This window comes from Halanaerobacter jeridensis (assembly GCF_016908315.1).
Classification (GTDB): Bacteria; Bacillota; Halanaerobiia; order Halobacteroidales; family Halobacteroidaceae; genus Halanaerobacter; species Halanaerobacter jeridensis.
In genome coordinates, this window is sequence record NZ_JAFBDQ010000002.1 from 223,563 (window position 1) to 242,578 (window position 19,016).

The window sequence follows — 19,016 nt, forward strand, 5'->3', positions numbered from 1 at the left end:
GAAAATTATTATTTTTAAAGGAGGAGAAATATGAAGTTTAAACTTGATGAACAACAGTTACCTGATGATGTGAAAGAGGTTGAAATTACAGCAATCAAAGTAGAAGCAGGGGATAAAGTTACTTCTGGACAAGTAATTATGGATGTAGAAGCAGATAAAACAAGTATATCTTTAACGGTGGATAAAGCAGGAAAAATAGATGAAGTATTAGTCACTGGAGGAGAAGAAGTGCCAGTCGGAGCACCTTTATTGGAGTTGACTGCTCCAGCAACAATTGAAATTGAGTTATCTAAGCAGGATTTACCTGGGAATTCTGAAGAAGCGCAAGTGACTGATATCCCATTAGAGGTGGGAGCAGAAGTAAAAGTAGGAACGGTACTTTGTGAATTAGAAGCAGATAAAGCTACTGTAGCTATTGAAGCAGAGGAGCAGGGAACGATTGCAAAAATTAAGGTAGCTGAAGGAGATAAAGTTGAAATAGGAACAGTATTGATGACCCTTAATCCAGTTCAAGATACAGCTGCTGAAGAAACTAAAAATATATCTTCAGCTAGTAGTGAACAAGAGAGTGAAATCACTATTATTGGTGGTGGACCTGGTGGTTATGTAGCTGCACTAGAAGCAGCAAAACAAGGAGCAGATGTGACGGTAATTGAAAAAGAAGAGTTGGGTGGTACTTGTTTGAATTGGGGTTGTATCCCAACTAAAGCTTTAGTCCGCTCTGCAGAGGTTTATACTAATTTAAAAGAAGCTGAACAGTTTGGCTGTCGAGCCGAAGAAGTAGATTTTGAATGGTCGGAAATTATAGAGCGCAAAAATAATATCGTAACGCAATTAACTAATGGAATTTCTAGTCTGTTAGATAAACATAATATAGAAGTGATTTCGGGTACGGCAGAGTTAGTTGATGAGACTACTGTACTAGCAGTTAAGGAAGATGAAAAAATAGTTATTAATACAGAGGAAATAATTTTAGCAACTGGTTCACAGCCAGTAGAAATACCGATAGTTGAGCAAGGGGCAGAAGATTACTTATTGTACAGCAGACAAGCTTTAGATTTAGATGAATTGCCAGAAGAAATGGTGATTATTGGTGGTGGAGTAATTGGTCTAGAATTTGCTTTTATCTTTTCTCGCTTAGATTTAGATGTAACAGTAATTGAATATTTAGATGAAGTCTTATCTTTTCTTGATACTGATGTCATAGATGAGATCACTGCTGCAGCTAAAGAAGAAGGAATCGATATTTATACTGGTGCTGAAGCACAGCAGATTACAACAACTGCTGATGAACAGGCGCTGGTTAAATTTAAAGAAGCAGGTAAGGAAAAGTATATTACTGCAGAGAAAGTCTTAATGGCTGTAGGTCGCAAACCTGATTTAGGTGGTTTAGATGTAGAAGAAGTTGGAGTTGAGATTGATGAAAATAGTGGTGGTATTAAAGTTGACGAAAAGATGCAGACTACAATAGATAACATCTATGCTATTGGTGATGTGACGGGCAAAACTCAATTAGCTCATGCTGCTTCTCATCAAGGTATAGTCGCAGTTAAAAATATCTTAGGAACAGAAGAAAAAATGAATTATAATGCCATTCCAACGGCTATCTTTACAGCACCAGAGATTGCATCGGTAGGACTAACTGAGGCAGAGGCAGAAGCTGAGAATAAAGATATTGCAGTCGGGAAATTTCCTGTGGCAGCAAATGGTAAAGATCTAACTTTAGGAGAGACGAGAGGCTTTATTAAGATTATTGCTGATGCCAAAACCGACCAGGTATTAGGGGGAGCAATTATTGGACCGCATGCGACTGATTTAATTACAGAAGTCACTTTAGCGGTTACTAATGAATTGTCAACTGCAGAAGTAATAGAGACTATTCATGCTCATCCTACGAGTGCAGAATCAATTCATGAAGCTGCTTTAGCAGTGAGACCAGAAGGAGCACTCCACTATGCCGAATAAAGATTTAAATGCTAAGTTAGTTTTAGGAACAGGCTATGACCCGTGGTATAATTTAGCTGTTGAAGAATATTTAGTAGAACAGCTAGATGAAAGAGAGATAATCCTTTATCTGTGGCAGAATGATAATACAGTTGTTATTGGTCGTAATCAGAATGCATGGCAGGAATGTCGGATTGGTAAGTTAGAAGATAATGGAGGAAAGTTGGCCCGCCGCTTGTCTGGTGGTGGGGCAGTATTTCATGACCGAGGTAATTTAAATTATACCTTAATAATGCCTAAAAAGGTATATAATCTAGAAGAACAGTTAACAGTAATTATTAAATCGCTCAATGATTTAGGTATAGCAGCTGAATTTTCAGGGCGTAATGATATAGTTTGCCAAGATAAGAAAATCTCCGGTAATGCTTTTTATTATGGGACTAAAGGTGCTTACATTCATGGGACAGTTTTAGTAGATAGTGAGTTAGACAAATTGTCTTCTTATCTCAAAGTCTCAGAAGAGAAGATTAAATCGAAAGGAATTGATTCTGTAACTGCTCGGGTGATGAATTTAACTGACGTTGATGAAAGTTTAAATATAGAAGATGTGCAGAATAGTATTCAAGCTAGTTTTCGTGAACTATATAATGACGGACAACCCTTAACTCAAATGGAGATCACAGAAAATGACCGCATTCAAGAATTATATAATAAATATTCTTCCTGGGAGTGGCGATTTGGTGAAAATCCTGACTGTGATATTTCACTTAATAATCGTTTTGAATGGGGAGAAGTGGAATTTAATTTAAAATTGACTGCTGGTAATATAGAAGAAGCAGTCTTGTATTCTGATGCGATGTATGGTGATTTAATTCAAAAGATAGCTGATTGCTTAACAGGTCAACCCTTTAAACTATCTAGAATATTACAGATAGTAGGGGAAGTACTGGCCGATTATCATTTTCCTAAGCAAAGAGATGGACGAAAGATAACTAAGGAATTTATAGGATGGTTAGAAAGTGAATTGAAAGAGATTGTTTATTAAATGATATTACTACCTCGGGTTAATGGAAATTAGCCCGGGGTTTTTTTGAATTTGAGCTCATTAATTTGTAATATTAATAGTAATTTGTAGTAAACTATGTTATAATAGATAAGGTTCACCAAAGAAAGGGAAGTGAAATTATATAATGGAAAAAAAGAAATTTACAGAGTTGAATTTGTCGACAGAGATTAACAAAGCAGTTGAAGATATGGGATTTGAAGAAGCAACCCCTATTCAGACCCAAGCAATTCCACACATATTGGAAGGGCAAGATGTTATTGGTCAAGCCCAAACGGGGACGGGGAAAACAGCAGCTTTTGGAATTCCTATTTTAGAAAGAATCGATGAAAGTAATAATAATGTACAAGTGTTAATCTTATGTCCGACAAGAGAATTAGCAATTCAGGTATCAGAAGAAATTAAAAGATTGGCCAAATATAAAAAGCAGGTTAAGACTTTGCCAGTTTACGGAGGACAACCAATTAAGCGTCAAATTAGAGCTCTTAAAAAGGGAGTTCAAATTGTAATTGGAACTCCAGGACGAACAATGGACCATATGAGACGAGGTACTTTGAAATTAGATAAATTGGAAATGGTTGTTTTAGATGAAGCAGATGAAATGTTGAATATGGGATTTAGAGATGATATAGAAACTATTCTTAAAGGAACAAATGGAGAACAGCAGACTATATTTTTCTCTGCTACAATGCCGCAGTCAATCTTAAATTTAAGAAAGAAATATCAAAATAATCCAGAAATCATTAAGGTAGTTCATAAAAAGTTGACTGTGCCTAATATTGAACAAGCTTATTTTGAAGTGAAAAGACGAGATAAGGTAGAAAGTTTATCACGATTAATTGATTTATATAATCCAAAGTTAGCATTAGTATTTTGTAATACTAGAAAACAAGTTGATGAATTGTCTCTTCATTTACAAGGTCGAGGTTACTTTGCCGACAATTTACATGGGGGCATGAATCAACGTCAACGTGATAGAGTTATGGATAAGTTTAAGAATGGAACTGTAGAGGTTTTAGTAGCTACTGATGTAGCAGCTAGAGGAATTGATATTGATGATATAGAGATGGTCTTTAATTATGATGTTCCGCGTGATGAAGAATACTATGTGCACCGGATTGGTCGAACTGGCCGAGCGGGAAGAAAAGGAAAAGCTTTTACTTTTGTATCAGGTAAAGAGATTTATCAATTGAAGGATATTCAAAAATATACTAAGACTAAAATTCCAAGAAAGCAGGTACCTTCACCTGGCGATATAGAAAAGGTGAAGATGGATTTATTATTGGAAGATGCTTGTGAAATTGTAGAGAATGATAATTTGGCTAAAGAAGTGGAGATGATTGAAGAATTAACGGCAGAAGATTATACTTCACTTGATATAGCAGCAGCACTATTAAAAATAGTAACTACAGCAGATAATAAAGAAGAAGAAAGTGAAGAGAACTTCGGTGATACAGGAGCAGAACCAGGTATGGTGAGATTATTTATTAATGTTGGTAAAAATCAAAATGTAAGTCCTGGTGATGTTGTAGGAGCAATAGCTGGTGAGACAGGTATTTCCGGTAATTTAGTAGGATTGATTGATATTTATGATCGCTATACTTTTGTAGAAGTGCCACGTGATCATGCTCAAGAAGTACTAAGAGTTATGAAAAATAATCGAATTAAAGGTAAGAATATTAATATCGAACCTGCTAATCCAAAGTAAAAAATAATTGTATCTTAGCTAATAATGCTATGGAATTTGATTAAAAATAAAAAATTGTGATTTACTACCTACCTTAGAGAAAAAAGGTAGGTTTTTCTTTTTTATTAGTAATTATTTCTGTTTGAAGAAGGTAGAAAAAGTTTGATGTTGAAATTAAAAATATAAGACTTAATTGCTAAGCTAATTCTAAAAGGGGGAATTATAGTGTATGATGTAACTATTATTGGAGCTGGAGTAGTGGGGACAGCAATTGCACGAGAATTATCAAAATATGATTTGAATTTATGTTTAGTAGAAAGAGCAGGAGATGTTTCTACAGGAGCGTCTAAGGCTAATAGTGGAATAGTACATGGTGGTTATGTAGGGAAATATGGAACTACTAAGGGTGAACTTTGTATTAGAGGTAATGAATTAATTAGAGAATTAGACGAAGAATTAAATTTTGGGTTTAGAGAAACTGGAGCCTTGATAGTAGGATTTGATGAAAGAGATGAAGAAAATATAAAAAAAGTATATCAAAATGGTTTAAAGGTAGGGCATGATGAAGATGATTTGGAAATACTGTATGATAAAGAAAAGATAAAAGAATTGGAACCTCATTTAAATGAAGATGTAGAACTGGCAATGCACTGTAAAAGCGTAGGTGTGACATCACCGTATGAAATGACAATTGCTTTAGCAGAAAATGCTGTAGAAAATGGTGTTGATTTGAAATTAGAAAATGAGGTAGTAGATATAGATAATCAAAGCGATTACTTTAAGCTTAAAACAAATCAAACGGAAATTAAAAGTAGATATGTTGTTAATGCAGCAGGAGTTTATAGTGATAAAGTAGCTCAGATGCTAGGAATAGATGACTTTGAAATATACCCAAGAAGAGGGCAATATGTATTATTTGCTAAAGACCAAAGTGATTTAATTAATAGTGTTATTTTTCAAACGCCAACTAAAAAGAGTAAAGGTGTCTTAGTAACTACTACTTATCACGGTAACTTTATGCTGGGCCCTAATGCTGAAGATATAGATAAAAAGGAAAATATAGATACGACTATTGAAGAGATTGAATCAATTGTAGAAACTGCTAGAAAATCCATTCCTGATTTTGATATTAAGAGAGCTTTAACCACTTTTTCAGGAATTAGAGCTAAAAGTAGCACTGGAGATTTCATAGTTGAAGAGAGTGCAGTAGAGGGCTTTGTTAATGCAGCCGGTATAGATTCTCCTGGTTTGACTTCTTCTCCAGCTATAGCAGAGCGAGTTAGAAATATTTTGCAGGATAGTGGCTTGAAATTAAAAGAGAAAGAAGACTTTGATCCTCATCGTGAGCCGATTATTACTAAAGGTGATATGCATTTAGAGGCTGAAATAGATCATGAAGATCCGGCCAAAAATATAATTTGCAGATGTGAAAGAGTAACTGAGGCTGAAATTAAGGATGCTATGAATAGAGGAATTGAAATTAAAACTACAGATCAAATTAAGCGTCGTACTCGAGCAGGAATGGGTAATTGCCAAGCTCAGTTTTGTCAATCACGAGTTAAAAAGTTGATTGCTGAAGAAAAAGGAATTGATGTTGATGAAGTAACAGTTAGAGGAGAAAATAAATCTCCAGCCCCTCAGAGAGTTGATATTAATGAAATTCGAAAAATAGATAAATAATTTTTTAATTAAGCGAAGATAGCCTGCCTTCGTTTAATTATTGGATTAGATTTGATATAATAAATAATGTAAGTTGTTTTTAAAATAAAATAATAGATTTGATCTATTTTTGGGATAATAAGGGGCGATAGATGATAATGGAACAAGAATTATTAATTAATGCGGATGAAGCTTATTCTGAAATACTTACTCAAATAAGATTAGCACAAGAGTCTATCCATATTTGTATGTATATTTGGCGTGATGATAAAATAGGTAACCTTATAGCTCAGGAGTTACTAGAAGCGGCAAATAGGGGAGTAAATATAAAAATTATTAAAGATAAAGCAGGTTCAGTATTTGAAAGAGTGGAATTAGAAAAACAGAGTTTTTTTCATAAACAGAAAAATCTAAGTTCATTAATTAAGGAAGGAATTCTGTCTCTTTTATATTATCGAGAAAATGATGTTTCTAATGACCAACTTACAAATCGGAAATTAAATCAACTTTTAGAGCATCCAAATATTAAAATAGACTTTGAAGAAGAGAGACATGACCACTCTAAATATTTTATTTTTGATAATCGAACTTTAATTTTAGGTGGAATGAATATAGGAGATAAGAAGAGCACTCCCCAAGAGCAGAAATATAGAGACTATATGATTAAGTTAACTGGGAAAGAAGTAGTTGCGTACTTCTTTAGTCGTTTACAGGGAAAAAAATCTTGTGTTGGGCAAGAACTTGAATTTTATTTTAACCATCGTGAGTCTAACTTATATGAAATAAAGCCTCAAGTAATAGACCTTTTAGAGCAAGCCCAAGAGAGAGTTGATATCGAAATGGCCTATTTTGGTGATTGTGATATTACTGATAAAATCATTGAAATTTGTCAACGAGGAATTGAGGTTACAATTATAACTTCTAGAAATTCTAATGTACAGCGTGATTTAAATAAATGTGTGCTGCGCAAATTAATCAAGAAAACAGGTTCTGAATTAACAATTTATTTATCAGAACAATTAATTCATTCTAAATTTATGTGTATTGACCAGCAGGCTTTTTTCCTAGGTTCTGCTAATTTCAACAAATTAGGAATGGAGCAGTTGTCTGAATTAAATGTGTTAGTAAAGAATAGCTCTCAAATTTATCAGCAGTGGAAAGAATGGCGTAAAAGGCATTTAAACGAATGTGTTTTAATTTCTCAAGAAGAAGATTTAGATTATAATAAATTAGTAGCTTTAACCGAGAGAGTATTATGTTAATTTAATAGTTTTATTATACCTGCCTTTGAGTTCTTAAGGTAGGTTTTTTATTTTGCTAATTTAGTTAAAATTAAAGAATTAGTTGTGTTAATTAAGATTAATTACTAATAATTTTGATTTTTTGCAGGTATTATAATCATTTTATTGAAATTCTTTGATAAGATAAATTTTTAAAATTAATTTAAGGAGGTGGAGAACTTGGTTATGTTAAAATAACCAAGTCAATAATGAGTGAATTAAAAGGTAGTAATACAGAAGAAAATTTGTTAATGGCATTTGCATTAGAATCTCAGGCACGAAACAGATATGATTATTTTGCACTGCAGGCTAGAAAAGAAGGTTATGACCAAATTGCTAGAATTTTTGCAGAAACTGCTCAAAATGAAAAAGAACATGGGAAAATATTCTTTAATTTTTTAGAAGGTGGCCAAAGAGAGATTAAGGCAAGTTATCCTGCAGGTAAGATTGGTACAACAAAAGAAAATTTGAAATTATCAATTGATGGTGAGCATAGAGAAAATTCTGATTTATATCCTAAATTTGCTGAAGAAGCTGAAGAAGAAGGCTTTCCTAAAGTTGCTAAAGCCTTTAGAAATATAGCCCAGATAGAAGAGGGGCATGAAAATAAATATCGGGCTTTATTAGATAAAGTAGAGGAGTTAGATTTAGAACCTGAACAAGAAAGTAAAAAGAAATGGGAATGTGTTAAGTGTGGTTATGTACATCAAGGAGAAGAACCACCTGAAGTATGTCCAGTTTGTGACCATGCTAAGCGGCACTTCAGACCACAAAATCGTTTTTTAAGTAGTTATTATAGAAGTGAAAAATCTGACCATAATAAAACTTATTATCAAGGCAAGAAAAGTGAAAAAGACTGTTATTCTGGGTGTTAAAGTTAATAATTTAAAAAGCCAAAATAAGTGCCAGTGAATTTTCACTGGCACTTATTTTGTTTTGGTATTTTATAAAGGTTATTGTATATTTTTGTAGAATAATATATTTTAGATGGCTTTTTATGGGGAGGGAGGAATATGAAAAAATTTTTTAATAAATTTAAATATATAATTATAGCAGTTCTTTTGTTAGTTATAATATTTATTTCTTACCTTAATTATCATAATACTAAGGAAATCATTAAGGATAAATATAATGATCAGCAAGAATTTGTTGAAACTAATATTTTACATACAGTTAACCATGTTAGTGATGCCTATAAAATAGCTGAGAAGCAACTTAATCAAGAAATGAAAAAGTATTCTTTAATGTTAAAAGCTAAATATCGTCGTAATCCTAATATTGCAGAGTGGAATTTAAAGCGATTAAAAGATGAATTTGAAGGGTATAATATATATATTATTAATAAAAAATTAAAAGTAATCAGGTCAACTTTCAAGCCGGATGTTGGGTTGGATTTTAGTAAATTTCCTGGTTTTGCTAGTTTGCTGCGTAAGAGAATTAAAGGGGATGAATTTAGAGTTGATCGTCTTGATTTATCTACAAAAACAGGTGAACTAAAGAAATATAGTTATATGCCGACGCCAGATCATAAATATTTATTAGAGCTGAGTATTGATGTCAAAGATAAATTTCCATCTTTAGAAGATTTAAGTATGTTTGCTAATGCAGTAGAATTGACTAATAGATATGATTCTGCAGAAGAAATTTCCTTTTATAAGTTTAATCCTAATAATAAAACAGTGGGAAAATTACGTAATACAAAGAAACCATATATTACAACTGATATTTCTGAAGAAGAGAGTAATCTTGTTCGTAAAGCTTTTGTGACTAAAAAAGAACAATCAACTGTAGTAAAAACAAAAGATAATCATTATTCTAGTAAATATATTCCTATTTTAGTGCCCTCGAGTGAAGAAGAAGACAGTTGGTGGAACTCTTTTGTAATCGGAATTAAGTACAATAATCAAAAGAGGATACAAGAAATTAGATCACATAGAACTCTATTTATAATTAATGCTTTAATTATTATAATAGTAGTTATTGTTTTTATATTAGTGATGATGCATTTATTACAACGTTTTGAATATTTAGCTTATCATGACCAATTAACTGGACTGCCTAATAGAGATTCTATGGCAGAAAAAGTGAATGAATTAAAGGCGGATGCTAAAAAAGAAAATAATAAATTAGCTATTCTATTTTTAGACCTTGATGATTTTAAAGCAATTAATGATAATTATGGTCATGATATTGGGGATAAATTATTAGAAGCAGCAGCAAATAGATTAAGAACTAGTCTAAGAAAGAGAGATGCTGTATCGCGTTTAGGTGGAGATGAATTTGCTATTGCCATAGCTGATATAAATGATAAAGAAGAATTAGATGGAGTAGCAACTAGAATTATATCTGCTTTTGCTGAGCCAATTATGATAGATGAGAAGCAGATTCAAATTAGCGTGAGTGTAGGGGTCAGCCTGTATCCTGATCATGGAGAGGGTTTAGAAGAATTAATTAAGAAGGCTGATTATGCAATGTATAAAGCTAAAAATGAGGAGGAAGATCTGGTTGTTTATCAGTCGCAGATGATAAAAGAATAAAATTCTATAAATATTTAATAATTATTTTAAAGCAAGGTTAAAATAGTATAATATTAATTATTGAATTTCAGGACAATTAATGTTATACTAATAATATACTAATGATAAAGATTACTAATAAGGAGGAGAAAATTTATGAGTCCATGTATTGATCCTGCAGGAAGAGACGAAGAAGAAGTAGAAACAGAAGAAACTGCTCAGCCTGTTATTAAGAAGGCTAAAGTAGAAAAAGAAGCTAGTGTAGGTGTTGAAGCACCTGATTTTGAAGCTACTGCACTAATTGATGGTGATTTTGAACAAGTTAAGTTGTCTGATTATGCTGGACAATGGGTAGTGCTTTGCTTTTTTCCAGCGGACTTTACTTTTGTCTGACCAACTGAACTATCAGCAGTTGCTGATAAGTATGATGAATTGCAAGATTTAGACGTAGAGGTATTAGCAGTGAGCACAGATAAGGTGTTTGTACACAAAGTATGGGAAGAACAAGAATTATCTAAAATGGTTGATGGTGGTATTCCATATCCAATGGTAGCAGATCCTACTGCTGAAATTGGTAAGAAGTATGGAGTATATGATTCTAACTCTGGAGTACATGTTAGAGGTAGATTCATTATTGATCCTGATCAAGTAATTCAAGCACAGGAAGTACTTACTGATCCAGTAGGTAGAAATGTATCTGAATTGATTCGTCAGGTGAAAGCATTCCAGCATAACCGAGAAACAGGAGAAGCTACTCCATCTGGATGGGTACCAGGTAAGAAAACATTAAACCCAGGACCTGAATTAGTAGGTAAGGTTTGGCAAGAATGGAATCCGAAAGAGAATTATGACGAGTAAAGCGGATACTAGAGCTAAACTTTACTAAGTTACACATAACTAGACCAGGGTCTTTGGCCCTGGTCTTTATTATTGAATTATTAGATTTTGAATTTTATTGATTATTGCTTAAATTAGCAGTAAAGTTCATGATTTCTTCAGTAACTTTTTCTAGGTTATCTTCTTGGATTATTAAAGAAAAATCATCATGCTGTTGCTGAGAATGATTGTACATCGGATCATAATATTTAGTTAATAGAATTTCAATTACTTTTCTTAATCGTCCTTGTTGACAGTGCTCGATTAATTTATTGTAACCATTTTTACCTATCTTTTGAATGATATATTTTTTGACTGCTTTAATAGATTCTAAAGTGCGTTCAATAAAAGCTGATTTATCTTGTTGATAACTTTGGGAATATTCGCTATAGATTTGTTCTATCCGTGCCTCGGTTGACCGTTGTAATAAGATATGGATACCTTGATTCATTTCTTCTAAGAAGAATTCAGGTAATACCGACATGCCAATGCGTTTACTTTCTGCTTCTACAGCAATTAGAGGAGCCTGTGATAATTCTTCTAGCTTTTCCCAAAGTAGAGAATCAAAGTGTTTTTGATTAGTGGGTTTACCTAATCCAATACTGCCGAAGGCAGAACCGCGATGATTGGCTAATCCTTCTAAATCAATTATTGCTAAACCTTGTTCTTGTAATTTATAAAGCAATTCTGTTTTTCCAGTACCAGTAAAACCATGAATTACTAGAAGTTGTCCATTTAAAGAGTAATTTTCTAGTTTATCCATGATGAAGTGGCGATAAGATTTGTAGCCCCCTTCTAATTTAAATATATTACTTAAGCCAATTAATTTGCAAAATGAAATAATACTTTCGCTTCTAAGTCCGCCTCTATAACAGAAAACAACAGTATTCTTATAATCTTGAGTTAAAGATTTTATTTCTTTTAATAGTTCAGGTAATTTAGGTGCTACTAATTCTACCCCTAACATTCTAGCTTGGGCTGGACTATCTTGAGTATAGGTTGTGCCGACTTGCTCTCTTTCTTCATTAGTGAAAATAGGAATATTAATTGCTCCAGGAATTGTTGATTCTTCAAATTCAGCTGGGGTTCTAACGTCTAAGTAGAGAGTTGAGTCTAAATTTAAACTTTCTTGATATGTGATTAGTTGTCTATTGGACATATTTTAAGTCTCCTTTAAAATTTGCTAAGTTTCATTACTTGTAATCATAACTATATTATATTTTTCTTTGCTAATCAAATATAATCTATATAAATTGGCACTATCGTGCCACTAGCTAGTAGATAAAAGCTAGTAGCTAGTAGTAAATTCAAAACCAAAAAACAATTCATAGCTTAGAATTATTGACTACTAGGTTAATGTTTTAGGTTTTGAATTTAATTTTATGTTTTTAACTACTAGCTCCTAGCTACTTACTTTTAGCTATAAATTTGCACTGAAAGTGCCACTTTATAGTGAGTAATTGTAAAAAGAGAGGAGAGAACAATTATGGATCAAAAACGGAAAAATCATTTACGTTCTATTCCGGCTGTCAATGATTTATTGGCTCATGAGCAGGGAGAAAAATTAGTAAATGACTATTCTCATGAGCTAGTAGTAGAAGCAATTAGAGAAGTCACAGAAGAATTGCGGGGAAAGATTTTTAATATTGAATTATCAGGACTAAAAGAATTGAAAATAGATAGCAAAAGTATTTTAGCTCAGGTGCAGCATTATTTAGAAAGTAAAATGAGTGATCAGCTTTTAACTGCAGTTAATGCTACAGGGGTTGTAGTTCATACTAATTTAGGTCGTTCATTACTTTGTGATGCTGCTAAAGATAAGCTATTAGATGTGGCAAGTAATTATTCTACTTTAGAGATTAATCGAGATACTGGAGAACGTGGTTCTCGTTATGAACTGGTTGAAGAGTTATTGACGGAGTTAACAGGTGCTGAAGCTGCATTAGTGGTTAATAATAATGCAGCAGCTGTTTTATTAGCAGTAAGTGCTTTGGCTTCGGGCCAAGAAGCAATCATTGCCCGCGGTCAATTAGTAGAAATTGGCGGTTCTTTTAGAATTCCAGAAGTAATGGAACAAGGTGGGGCGGAGTTAAGAGGAATCGGTACCACTAATCGCGTTCATTTAGCGGATTATAAAAATGCGATTAATGAAGAAACAGGCATGATTTTGAAAGTACATACTAGTAATTATCGGGTGGTAGGTTTTAGTAAAGAAGTAGAATTAGAAGAATTAGTGGATTTAGGAACTCAATATGAGCTGCCAGTAGTTGAAGATTTAGGTAGTGGAGTATTGTTAGATTTAAGGGATGAAGGATTAAGTTATGAGCAGACTGTGCAGGATTGTATAGCTGCTGGAGCAGATGTGGTGACTTTTAGTGGTGATAAGTTATTAGGAGGACCCCAGGCAGGAATTATTGTTGGGCAAGAAGAATATATAGAGCAAATGAAATCTCATCCTTTGAATCGAGCTTTACGAGTTGATAAATTTACTTTAGGCTCCTTGGAAGCAACTTTGCAGCAATATCGTGATTTAGAACAGGCTAAAGAAAAGATTCCAACTTTAGAAATGATTACTCGTACTCAAGAGCAATTAAAAACTAGAGCGCAAGAGTTTGCTACTGAGTTAGAAGAAGTGATTACAGATAATTTAACCTTGGAGATTAAGCAAGATAGCTCAAGAGTAGGTGGTGGGGCTTATCCTAATGAGGGACTTCCTACTTATGTATTAGCTCTTGAAGATGAGAGTTTGACTGCTGAAGAATTGGCTGAAGAATTGCGTCTACATGACCCACCTATCTTTAGTAGAATTTCAGATGAACAGGTGATCTTAGATGTACGAACATTACAATCAGAAGATGAAGAGCATATTATTTCAGCAGTTCAGAATTTATCAATTGTTAGATGATGAAAAATTGAAAAATATACGTTGAAGTTGATTGTGTTTTTAACTAGCAACTCTAAACTTTAAATTGTAAATTAATTTAAGGAGTTGAAAGTATGGCTGAAAATTTGATTATTGGTACAGCAGGTCATGTTGATCACGGAAAAACAACTTTAATTGGAGCCTTAACAGGTGAGAATACTGATCGTTTAGAAGAAGAACAAGAACGGGGGCTTTCAATTGATTTAGGTTTTAGTAGATTAAATTTTGATAATGGATTGCAAGCTGGAATTATTGATGTGCCAGGGCATGAAAAGTTTATTAAAAATATGCTAGCTGGAGCTGGCGGAGTAGATATAGGATTATTAGTAGTAGCTGCTGATGAAGCAATTATGGAGCAAACAAGAGAACATTTAGCTATTTTAGAATTGTTGAATGTAGAACAGGGAGTAATAGCAGTTACTAAGAGTGATAAAGTGGATTCAGAATGGCTAGAATTAGTAATTGATGAAATTAAAGAGTTTGTTGAAGATACATTTTTAGAGGATGCTGCTGTGATACCTGTATCTGGCATAGAAGAGACAGGTATTGAAGATTTAAAAGAAGAATTAGGGCATTTGATGCAGCAACTGCCGGATAAAGATAAAGAAGCTAATGTCTACTTTCCGATTGATCGTGTTTTCTCCATTGGTGGTCATGGTACGGTTGTTACGGGGACTTTAATGCAGGGCCAAATCCAATTAGAAGATGAATTAGAGATTTATCCTTCGCAGTTAAAAGCACGAGTGCGCGGATTACAAGTTCATGAAAAAGATGTAGAAGTAGCTCAGCCGGGACAGAGAATTGGTATTAACCTATCTGGAGTTGATAAAGATGAAATAGAGCGTGGTGATGTACTAGCTGCACAGGATAGTTTGGTCAAGACTGAGTATCTTGATGCTCGATTAGAACTAATTGAATCTGCTCCTTTGGTTTTAGAGCATGGTGAACGGATTAGATTACACTTAGGTGCTAAAGAAGTAATTGGTCGGGTTTATTTATTGGATAGTGAAGAATTACTGCCAGGTGAAGAAGGGTTAGTACAGTTTCGCTTAGAAGATACAGTAGTAGCTAACTTCAAAGAACGATATGTGTTGCGCCGCTATTCGCCGATGACGACAATTGGGGGCGGTAAAATATTAGAAGCTAATCCAGCTCAGCATCGTAAAAATGATGAAGCAGTGATTAAGGCGCTGCAAATTAAAGAAGAGGGTACGACGGCAGAGAGGATTAAACTAGCGCTGCAGCGGGAGGAAGATAAAGCACTTACTGTCGATGACCTTGTGACGCGGACGAGTTTGGCTCAAGAACAGATTAGGGAAGAATTGATGGGGTTACAAAGCCGAAATGAGGTCATAGAGTTAGATGTAGGTACAGAGTCAAGTTTGCTGCATAGTGATGATTATCAGCAGTTAATGGAGGAGATAATAGCTAACTTAAAGGACTATCACCAAGAGTATCATCTGCGGCTGGGGATGCCTAAGGAAGAGCTGCGGACTAAGCTGAGCTTGGCCCTGACTGCTAATGAATATGATAGATTACTAGATGACTTAAAAGAGCAAGAAGTGATCGAAGAAAAGCAAGCGAAGATCAGTTTAGCAGATTTTGCAGTAAAATTAACTGCAGATGAGAAAAAAATCAAAGCTGAAATAGAAGAAAAGTTTGCACAGAATAAATACCTGCCGCCTAAATTAGATGGATTGATTAGCAGTTACTCTGATGAACAGGTAGCCGAAGAAATTTCTAATCTATTAATTAATAATGGAGAATTAATTAAAGTAGCTCATAATATATATTTTGATTATCAAGCAGTTAAAGAGGCAAAAGAACTTTTAATAAATTATTTGAAAAAAAATGAAACTATTGATGTTGCTCAATTCAGGGATTTATTAGATAGTAGCCGCAAATATGCCCTGCCTTTATTGGAATATTTTGATCAGCGAGGTGTCACAAAGCGAGAAGGAGATATCAGAAGATTATCATAATAAGGTATTTTAAAATTATTATTTACAATGGTTACTGATTGTGCTATAATTTATAATAGTGCATCTGGGAATAGCTGTATCCATGGTGGATGCCCTAGACTTCAAATCTAGCGGCAGGCAACTTTAGTTGTCTGCGGTGGGTTCGATTCCCACATATTCCCGCCAATTTAGAAATCATCATTAATTTAATACATATATGAAAGAATTATAGCCCTTTGTTTTCTATCATAGAAAACAAAGGGCTTTTTTTATTATAAATAATTTATTTGGAATAATCTTATTTTTTGTTTAATTTGTAAAAAAATAAAGGTAAATGATTAATTTTGTAGAAAAATATAAACAACTACCACAAACAACTAATATTTATTAGCTATTTGTGGATATTATTAACAATTTATTTGGTACTATCTCATAAAAAAAGGAGGGGTTAAAATGGCGGATTGTCCATTTTATGCGGATTGTCCATTAGCGAATGAACTGTTATTAGCTGATGATATAGAATTAGTTAAAGAATATTTAAATACACCTGGAGTATTGACAATTGATGGTTTAAGTGAATCTTATAGAGAAAAATATTGTAATAATTATTATACTGAATGTGCTCGGTATCAAGTGGTTGAAGAATTAGGGTTTGAATACTCACCAAATAATTTATTACCTCATCAAGAAAATCGGGCTGAACTGATTTTAGATGATAATTCATAGGCTAGATTACAATTTTAAATTACTGCTATAAATAAGCAAGCACCTATTTTTAAAATTAGGAGCTTGCTTTATTTTAGTTTACAATTAAATTCTAATGTAATATTTGAAATTTAATTGTAAACAGGAAAATAGCTCTCAAGATAGAAACAATAAAAAAAGGTAAATTTTTAACTAAGGGGGAGTAAAATGAATGATATAGCATATTTAAATGGTGAATTTATTAAACGAGACCAAGCTAAAGTCTCTATTGAAGATCGCGGGTTTCAATTTGGAGATAGTATCTATGAAGTAATAAAATTATATGATGGACAATTGTTTGCTTTAGAAAGGCACTTACACCGTATGTTAAAAGGAATAAATAGGATTGATATTAATTTCAATTATAATTTAGAAGAATTAAAAAAGATTTGTAAGCAAGTTATAAAGAAGAATCAGGATTATCCTAAATCTAAATCAGGCAGTTTATATATTCAGATTACTAGAGGGGCAGCGCCTAGAAGCCATGAGTTCACCTCTGATTTAGAACCGACAATTATTATGTATCTGTTGCCTACTAAAAAATATAGTCAGGCACTAAGAAAAGAAGGAGCAGCAGCAATTACTATGCCTGATAGAAGATGGGAATTGTGTAGTGTTAAAAGTACTAATTTGTTGCCTAATATTTTAAGTAAACAAGAAGCTAAAGAAAAAGGAGTCATTGAGGCATTATTTGTTGCTGATAATAAAAAAATAACTGAAGGAAGTAGTAGTAATGTGTTTATTGTAAATGAAGGAGTAGTTAAAACACATCCTGCTACTGATGATATTTTGAATGGAATTACTCGTAGTATAATATTAGATTTAGATTATCATGATTTTGTAGTTAGAGAAGAAAAATTTAGTTTAAATGATCTATATGATGCAGATGAAGTTTTTATCACTAGTACAACTAAAGAAGTATTAGGAATAGTAGAAATTGATGATAAGAAAATAAATAATGGTCGAGTGGGTCCGATTACTCAAAAAATTCATCAGAAGTTCAAAAACTATTTAAATGAATATTTAGATTAAGAAAAAACAATTTAATCAATTAAAGTAATAAAAAGAGTAGGAGGCTAAGATATGTTAGCTATATGGAAAAAGTATCGGTCAATTCCGTTGATTTCAAGAATTGCAGTTGCTTTTGTTTTAGGATCAATTCTTGGTTTGATTTTTGGACAATCAATTACAGTTTTAAAACCTTTAGGAGATTTATTTGTACGATTATTAAAGATGATTATTATTCCAATTGTTTTATTTACTTTAATAGCTGGAATGAGGAAATTAACTCCATCTAAATTGGGACAAGTGGGAGTTCAAACTGTAGTTCTCTATATTATAACTACTGCTATTGCTATTGTTTTTGGATTATTAGTTGCAAATCTAATAGAACCAGGAGTAGGTATGACGCTGCCTGGTAATGCAGAAATTCAAACTAAAGAAGCTCCCGATATTGTGCAGGTGTTTATGAATATAGTACCAAAGAACCCCATCGGGGCCTTAGCTGAAGGCAATGTATTACAGACTATTTTTATTGCTATAGTTTTTGGTTTGTCTTTAGCTATACTACAGGAAAATGCTGATGGTAAAATCAAAAAAGGTGTAGAAACTATTTTTAATGTTGTAGAAACTGGAGCAGAAGCAATGTTTAAAATTGTCTGGGGAGTTATGGAATATGGAGTAATTGGAGTATTTGCCCTAATGGCCTCAGTTTTTGGTCAAACAGGTGTAGATGCTATTGTGCCTTTTGGGAAATTAATTCTTAGTTTAACCTTAGCTGTAGCATTACATATTACTATCACCTATTTATTTATTATTATTATGGGTTTGGTAGGCAAGTCACCTATTTCTTTTTTAAAAGGAATCAAAGATGCGATGTTAACTGCTTTAAGTATTCGTTCTAGTAGCGGGACGCTGCCGGTTACTATGTCTGATGCTGATGAAAATCTAAGAATTAATGAAGAAATATTTAGTTTTTCTCTACCGCTAGGGGCTACTATTAATATGGATGGTACAGCTATGTATCAAGGAGTAGCTGCTATATTTGCTGCTAATTTAATTGGAGAGTCTTTAACTATTGCTCAGCAATTAACAGTATTACTGACCTCAGTGTTAGCGAGTGTAGGAACTGCTGGCGTACCTGGTAGTGGTCTAATTATGTTAACTATGGTGTTAACGCAATTAGGTTTACCGCTATCGGTTGTAGGTTTTGTGGCAGGAGTAGACCCAATACTAGATAGATTAAGAACAATGAATAATGTGACAGGAGATTTAGCGGTAACTACTCTTGTAGCCAAATGGAATGATGCTATTGATTTCACTACAGGAATTTGGACTGCAGATGATAATTAAAGTCTAATATT

The 19,016-nt window shown here is 33.2% G+C and carries 14 protein-coding genes and 1 tRNA gene; 14 read left to right on the forward strand and 1 reads right to left on the reverse strand.

The features are described from left to right. The first annotated feature begins 30 nt into the window (after nucleotides 1–30). From lpdA to prxU, 8 genes are all read left to right on the forward strand, one after another. Nucleotides 31–1,965, forward strand: coding sequence for a dihydrolipoyl dehydrogenase (lpdA, locus tag JOC47_RS02740; RefSeq protein WP_204700442.1), 1,935 nt, complete (start codon nucleotides 31–33; stop codon nucleotides 1,963–1,965). Continuing rightward, nucleotides 1,955–2,989: a lipoate--protein ligase gene (gene lplA / locus JOC47_RS02745; RefSeq protein WP_204700443.1), complete on the forward strand. Its 1,035-nt coding sequence runs from the start codon at nucleotides 1,955–1,957 to the stop codon at nucleotides 2,987–2,989. Before lpdA ends, lplA begins: the two co-directional genes overlap by 11 nt. A gap of 145 nt (nucleotides 2,990–3,134) precedes the next feature. Next, on the forward strand, nucleotides 3,135–4,715 hold the full coding sequence (locus JOC47_RS02750; RefSeq protein WP_204700444.1) for a DEAD/DEAH box helicase: 1,581 nt from the start codon (nucleotides 3,135–3,137) through the stop codon (nucleotides 4,713–4,715). Between the two features lie 204 nt (nucleotides 4,716–4,919). After that, on the forward strand, nucleotides 4,920–6,374 hold the full coding sequence (locus JOC47_RS15310) for an FAD-dependent oxidoreductase (protein ID WP_204700445.1): 1,455 nt from the start codon (nucleotides 4,920–4,922) through the stop codon (nucleotides 6,372–6,374). 137 nt (nucleotides 6,375–6,511) lie between these two features. Next, nucleotides 6,512–7,615, forward strand: coding sequence for a phospholipase D-like domain-containing protein (locus tag JOC47_RS02760; RefSeq protein ID WP_204700446.1), 1,104 nt, complete (start codon nucleotides 6,512–6,514; stop codon nucleotides 7,613–7,615). A gap of 227 nt (nucleotides 7,616–7,842) precedes the next feature. Then, nucleotides 7,843–8,508: a rubrerythrin gene (gene rbr, locus JOC47_RS02765; RefSeq protein ID WP_204700447.1), complete on the forward strand. Its 666-nt coding sequence runs from the start codon at nucleotides 7,843–7,845 to the stop codon at nucleotides 8,506–8,508. 138 nt (nucleotides 8,509–8,646) lie between these two features. After that, on the forward strand, nucleotides 8,647–10,170 hold the full coding sequence (locus tag JOC47_RS02770; protein WP_204700448.1) for a GGDEF domain-containing protein: 1,524 nt from the start codon (nucleotides 8,647–8,649) through the stop codon (nucleotides 10,168–10,170). A gap of 135 nt (nucleotides 10,171–10,305) precedes the next feature. Beyond that, nucleotides 10,306–11,007, forward strand: coding sequence for a thioredoxin-dependent peroxiredoxin (gene prxU, locus JOC47_RS15320; protein WP_239550876.1), 702 nt, complete (start codon nucleotides 10,306–10,308; stop codon nucleotides 11,005–11,007). A 94-nt stretch (nucleotides 11,008–11,101) separates the two neighbouring features. Here the strand turns inward: prxU and mnmH are convergent, their stop codons facing one another. Further along, nucleotides 11,102–12,184: a tRNA 2-selenouridine(34) synthase MnmH gene (gene mnmH, locus JOC47_RS02785; RefSeq protein WP_204700451.1), complete on the reverse strand. Its 1,083-nt coding sequence runs from the start codon at nucleotides 12,182–12,184 to the stop codon at nucleotides 11,102–11,104. A 327-nt stretch (nucleotides 12,185–12,511) separates the two neighbouring features. On the opposite strand from mnmH, the gene selA reads away from it, so the two are divergent. From selA to JOC47_RS02815, 6 genes are all read left to right on the forward strand, one after another. Further along, nucleotides 12,512–13,930 (forward strand): L-seryl-tRNA(Sec) selenium transferase, encoded by a 1,419-nt coding sequence (selA, locus tag JOC47_RS02790; protein ID WP_204700452.1) that lies wholly within the window; start codon nucleotides 12,512–12,514, stop codon nucleotides 13,928–13,930. A gap of 92 nt (nucleotides 13,931–14,022) precedes the next feature. Next, nucleotides 14,023–15,930, forward strand: a complete 1,908-nt coding sequence (gene selB / locus JOC47_RS02795) for a selenocysteine-specific translation elongation factor (protein WP_204700453.1) — start codon at nucleotides 14,023–14,025, stop codon at nucleotides 15,928–15,930. Nucleotides 15,931–15,996: 66 nt separating this feature from the next. Beyond that, a tRNA-Sec gene (locus tag JOC47_RS02800) sits at nucleotides 15,997–16,095 on the forward strand. 267 nt (nucleotides 16,096–16,362) lie between these two features. Then, on the forward strand, nucleotides 16,363–16,635 hold the full coding sequence (locus JOC47_RS02805) for a hypothetical protein (RefSeq protein ID WP_204700454.1): 273 nt from the start codon (nucleotides 16,363–16,365) through the stop codon (nucleotides 16,633–16,635). Between the two features lie 186 nt (nucleotides 16,636–16,821). Then, nucleotides 16,822–17,685 (forward strand): D-amino-acid transaminase, encoded by an 864-nt coding sequence (dat, locus tag JOC47_RS02810; protein WP_204700455.1) that lies wholly within the window; start codon nucleotides 16,822–16,824, stop codon nucleotides 17,683–17,685. Nucleotides 17,686–17,736: 51 nt separating this feature from the next. Continuing rightward, nucleotides 17,737–19,005: a dicarboxylate/amino acid:cation symporter gene (locus tag JOC47_RS02815; protein ID WP_204700456.1), complete on the forward strand. Its 1,269-nt coding sequence runs from the start codon at nucleotides 17,737–17,739 to the stop codon at nucleotides 19,003–19,005. Nucleotides 19,006–19,016 lie beyond the last annotated feature (11 nt).

Bases quoted from the DNA above. Each gene is read 5' to 3' on its own strand.
- lpdA (WP_204700442.1), top strand. From the start codon at position 31: ATGAAGTTTAAACTTGATGAACAACAGTTACCTGATGATGTGAAAGAG.
- lplA (WP_204700443.1), top strand. From the start codon at position 1,955: ATGCCGAATAAAGATTTAAATGCTAAGTTAGTTTTAGGAACAGGCTAT.
- JOC47_RS02750 (WP_204700444.1), top strand. From the start codon at position 3,135: ATGGAAAAAAAGAAATTTACAGAGTTGAATTTGTCGACAGAGATTAAC.
- JOC47_RS02760 (WP_204700446.1), top strand. From the start codon at position 6,512: ATGGAACAAGAATTATTAATTAATGCGGATGAAGCTTATTCTGAAATA.
- rbr (WP_204700447.1), top strand. From the start codon at position 7,843: ATGAGTGAATTAAAAGGTAGTAATACAGAAGAAAATTTGTTAATGGCA.
- JOC47_RS02770 (WP_204700448.1), top strand. From the start codon at position 8,647: ATGAAAAAATTTTTTAATAAATTTAAATATATAATTATAGCAGTTCTT.
- mnmH (WP_204700451.1), bottom strand. From the start codon at position 12,184: ATGTCCAATAGACAACTAATCACATATCAAGAAAGTTTAAATTTAGAC.
- selA (WP_204700452.1), top strand. From the start codon at position 12,512: ATGGATCAAAAACGGAAAAATCATTTACGTTCTATTCCGGCTGTCAAT.
- selB (WP_204700453.1), top strand. From the start codon at position 14,023: ATGGCTGAAAATTTGATTATTGGTACAGCAGGTCATGTTGATCACGGA.
- JOC47_RS02805 (WP_204700454.1), top strand. From the start codon at position 16,363: ATGGCGGATTGTCCATTTTATGCGGATTGTCCATTAGCGAATGAACTG.
- dat (WP_204700455.1), top strand. From the start codon at position 16,822: ATGAATGATATAGCATATTTAAATGGTGAATTTATTAAACGAGACCAA.
- JOC47_RS02815 (WP_204700456.1), top strand. From the start codon at position 17,737: ATGTTAGCTATATGGAAAAAGTATCGGTCAATTCCGTTGATTTCAAGA.